This window comes from Pseudomonas sp. PA-4-8C, from assembly GCF_021606625.1.
GTDB lineage: Bacteria > Pseudomonadota > Gammaproteobacteria > Pseudomonadales > Pseudomonadaceae > Aquipseudomonas > Aquipseudomonas lactis.
This window is the reverse complement of the sequence record NZ_WKCD01000352.1, coordinates 1-4,997: the sequence shown is the minus strand read 5'-3', so window position 1 is coordinate 4,997 and position 4,997 is coordinate 1. Positions and strand designations below refer to the sequence as shown.

The window sequence follows — 4,997 nt, the reverse complement described above, 5'->3', positions numbered from 1 at the left end:
CGCCATAGGCATAACCCACTTCACTTTCACCTTCAGCCCATGAGCTTTGGTGGCTGAGCTTGACTTTGCAATAGCTATAATAGCTACCTAGAAACCAAGCCCGCATTTCACCATAAGTCACTCTATCTTCCATTACGGCGTCTTCCTCGGAGGACGTAACATAGCCCCCTGATTGTCAAGAATATTAACGGTAATATTGGGGTACTTCGCCTTGAACTGCTCAGCCACATTCAGACAGCTGGCACAAGCCGCTTTCTCCGTAAGGATATTTACTGTTCCTCTGGCGGAGGTATTTCCCCCCAACTGGTCAGCGATATTATCTAGAATTTTATACTCCGTATCGATTCCCCGATAAACCAAGTCTCCTGCCTTATTGGGTACAGATTGAGCGACAAAATTCCCATTTCCGGAGCCGACAAGCCCCTTACCGGCATCAGAAACTTGGCTGTGTGCGGCCATCTGTTTAGGTATTCCCGGTATATCTATTTCCGCGACAGCTACGTTACCACTTCGCCGTAACCCAGACGGCAATCCAGCTCGAACGTCCATGATCCGTTGGGCCATCGGAGCAGTGTCAATCACGGTCGCAGTCGCTTTGGCACCAGGAAGCAACAGCGGTCGAGAAAACGCCCTACTATAAGAGCCTACTTCACTTACCCCGTCCGGGTAAACAACCTTCATAGCATCATCAGAAACGGTAACGACACTCCCCTTCGGCAAAATATTGCCATTGGCTAATGTCACCGTCTCACTCAATTGCACCGTGGTATTGGCCTGAACAACCTTGCTCTCGACGTAAGTCGCACTACCACGCAATACCGCACCACCCGCTTGTTCGGCGAGCTCAGCCTCAACAGTAACCGCGACCTTGCGACCCAACACAGCAACCCGCCCAATCGGCATGACGTCGAGTAAAGTAACGTCCTTCAGCCCTCCGACAGTCGCATCCTTAACACGCTCGCGAGTGCTATCCGATGCATCACTTGATCCATCAAACACACTGATTTCTGGATGCCGATTTACTGCGGCATTAACACCAAAACGATTGGCATCGGCCTGAAGCGTTCCGCCTGTCGGCCCATAAGACCCGGCACCGTTAGCGGCAAATAATCCGCTGTCGGCCTTTTGCTGGGCGGTAGCCTGGAAAGCTATTACCGGTTTGCCATACGCAGTCACAACCGAGCCGTCTTTCCATCGCAGCGGGGTGCCCTGGGCGCTCATCTGGGTTACAACGGCTTGGGCTACAGCCATATCGTCGGAGAACTTTCCAACCAGCGGATTTCCCTGCTGAGTGCCTTGATTCAACTGGGCACGCAAAGCCTCATATTTTTGTGCCGTCGCGTTATCCAGTTGGCTGTCGCTGGCCAGTGTCAGAAGCTCTTCCCAACTGAATCCCGACAGCGTTGGCTGCTGTCGCTCACGAGTGAGTTGAGCCGCTTTTTCCTTTAGCAGACGCTTCTCTTCAGGATGCAGTTGACGGTTATACGCCGTGGCGTCTTTGGCGATATCGATCCCGGTTTGCAGATCGCCGCCAACTATCGCTGCTGCCGTAAGTCCCACCAACTGCGACGCAGCCAGCTCCAGCTGTTTGTCACCCTTCACCAGCGTGCTTAGGCGTTCGCTCAATGCCTCGTTTGCCCCCGCGGCCATCGCCCCCGTAACAAACCCTTCGCCTGCCGCCTCACTGAGCAAGCCACCAACCAGCGCGTGCAGCGTCGTTTTCTCAACGCTCGCTTTATCCCATTCTTTATGATCCGCAAAGTCACCGACCGCATTGAAGGCAACCCCGCGCAGAACACCTTGCGCCTGGGAGACTAGCGATTGTTTGAGGTTGTCACCAAGGCTGCCACCTTGTAGCGCGGTACCAAAGCCCGCCTGTGCTGCGCCCTGAGCGCCTGAATAAGCCGCAAACTTGCCGACATCCGATGCGGAGCTGAGATTAAAGCCTTTCGTGACCTTGTTGACGTTATCACCGGTCACACCAAATGCCGGGTCCAGGACACTTGCCGTGAACCCTGCGGTCAACGCGCCCGTGGCATAGCTGCGCAGGTTATCGCTGGAAGTAATGTCCTTGAAGGTCGCGCCAATATTGCCGCCGTTGTTGATAAAGCTGACAGCGCTGTTACTCGCCACCGAGGTAAGCACCGCCGAAGCCATGACGTTGCCCCAACCGGCCGCCACCGCAGAAGTTGCCGCAGTCGCCGCCGTGGTTGCTGTAGCTGCCGTCGCGGCAGTAGCAGCAGTACCGGCGGCCATGGCCGAGCCCGATCCTGCGGTTGCACCTGCGAAGGTGCCAACTCCGGCACTCGCGGCCCCGGCTGTCAGTACCGTCACCACGATGATGATCGCCAGCATCGCCCCTTGCCCGAGGCTGGAGTTGCTGTATTTGAACGACTCATGCACTTCTCGCACTTGCCGCCAATCCACATCCCCACGTTTCTCGGCTTCTTTCAACCACGCCAATTGCGGGTCGGCCTTGACCATTACATCGATGGTTTGGCTAACGGTTTGCTGGTCGATCTGTTTGATGTCGATTTTCAGGCCATCGACAGCTTTGATCGCAAGGTTACCCTGGGCAATCAGTTGCGTTTGACGCAGCGTCTCATCGGTATTGCCCTTACCCTTGGAGCTGTTCCAGGCCAAGCTGCTTTTACTTTTCTCATGACTCTCCTGATGGAGATCTTTGACGCCTTCAAAGGTGATTTCTCCACCACTGGCAATGCTCAAGTCCTTGCCACTTTCCAGCGTCGCCACCTGGTACTTCTGATCCCCGCCACTCTCAAGAGTAAGGTCGCCACCGGTTTTGATTTCGCTGCCGATATTCTTGACATCGGTCACTTCATCACGCTTGGTTTGCTTGCCCCCCAAACCACTTTTTTTCTTCCGGTCGTAGAGCGAATAATCGCTGTCCTGCGCGGCCAAAAGGTCGAGATTGCCGCCAGCCACCAGATACGCTTCATCGCCCGCCGTGATCCGGCTGGAAATCAACGCCATATCTTCGCCTGCCCTGAGACTCACATCACCACCAGCAGTAACAGTGGTGGACACCTGGCTGACATGGTCTTCCTGACGGATAACTTTCTTTTTCTTACTGTAGGAATGCTGTTCGTCCGCCGCCGAGGACAGCAGCAAGTTCTCGGTAGCTGCCATAGCCACATCGCGCTTGGCATCGATCTGGCTGGCGATGGCGTTGATATCACGGCCCGCGACTACGCTGAGGTCGCGCCCGACCTCAAGGGTGGAGCCATATTGAGTGATGGTTTGACTGCTGTTTCTGCTGCCTGGGTTGAAGCTATCGACTTGCTGAGCAGAGGCCACATTGACGTCACGACCACCGCGAATAACGGTGTCGGCGCCACTCCTGATCACGCCACCTACGGAGCTGACATCGCGGCCGGCTCCCATACTCAGGTTGTTAGCCGCTTCAATACGCGCGGCGCTGTCCACAACACCATTCAACTGGTTAACGCCGTTGTAGATCGTCTGATACTGGTTGACCGTACGCTCGTTGATCACGTCGCCGTTGATCGCGGTCATCTTGACGTCACGTCCGGAAATGATGCCCCCGGCTTTGTTTACAAGGTTGTTACCCGCGAGCAGGTCGATACGCCCGCCTGCTTCGATAAGGCCGCTATTGACCAAGTTTTGTCCCGCAGCAGCCGACAAATTCCGGCTGGCACGCAACGTGCCGCCGTTTGTCAGGTTTTCCCCAGCAATCAGGTTGATGTCGTTCGCTGCAATCAATGCGCCGTTGGGGCCAAGACGGTTGTTGGCTTGAGCCAGGTACAGCACCGGTACCAGGACCTGCTCGCCGTTTACTTCATTTTTTTCAAGCCAGACAATGTCATGCGTCAGGGCCGCTACCTGCGCAGCGCTCAAGCTGACACCGACCGCCAGATTCAGCTGTTGCTTGCTCTGGATGGCGTTGTCCATCAGGTACTTGAACAGCTTTTCGTCGGTGTTCATGCCGGCGAGGAAGTGTTGACCCGTGCGTGCTACCACTGCTTGCTGGATAAGTTTTTGTTCATAAAAACCATCACCCAGACGCTTCCAACTGTCATCGGGGTTGTAGCCCAGTTTGGACAGCAGGTAGTCCGAGCTCATGAACTGTTTGAGGTCAGTCAGGGCCGGGTTGGTTTCAATCAGATATTTATGAGGGTTGCTACGGATTTGGGTGTCCGGGAGGCTTTGAACTCGACTGATCGTCTGTCCATCAGCAAAACTGGCAAGCGCCGCAACCGGGGCCAAAGTACTTTCAACGTTCTCCGGGCTACGACCCGGTATCTGCGCGTCTGCGGCAACAGACGCGGGGGCAACTACCTGAATAACGTTGATGTCACCGACAATGCTTTCTTCGGGCCGAGTAACAGCTTCCAAGCCAGTGGTAGCAGCCAACAGCCTGGATGCGCTCTGGGCACGGAGATCGGCGCCTTGGCCAAGCGGTAATTCTTTTTCGCGCTGCTCAACACTGATTTCTGCGGTACCCATCACCCAACTTTGCGGAGTGTCTGAGGTAGCTTGGGATGCGCCTTGCCCGCTAAGGCGGAATAGGCCGTTCTGGCCTTCAGGCAAGCTGAACCCCGGCAGAGACAACGGGTTCACTTGTTGTTGAGCCAAGTCAGCAGACAACTGGGGGTTTAAATGGATGACGGTCGTGGTTGTGGTCTTTTCGACCTGCGTATCGACACTTCCTTTGGCGGTGCCCGCAAACTCGGTATGGGCTTGCAAGCTGCTGTTATTGATCGTGGTTTTGGCGTTTATGTCGATCGTTTGCCCTGCCTGAATGATCGACGGCACACTACCACCACCGTCCGTAAAGACTTTAACGTCGCTCTTTATGCTGCCAGCAAGTATCTGTGCAGGTATGTCGACTGGGCGGTCTCAAGGAGCAAGTGCAACACCTGAGGTAAGGTGTTGCGATGAAAAAGACCTACAGCCACTTGAATACCGAAGAGCGAGTGACACTGATGCTCATGCGCCGGCAAGGTGACAGCCTG

1 pseudogene is annotated in these 4,997 nt (G+C 55.2%); it reads right to left on the bottom strand.

What is annotated here, in order from left to right:
• Window positions 1–132 precede the first annotated feature (132 nt).
• Window positions 133–4,647: pseudogene (locus GIW04_RS31360) on the bottom strand (DUF637 domain-containing protein); the annotation flags it as partial.
• Between the last annotated feature and the right edge of the window lie 350 nt (window positions 4,648–4,997).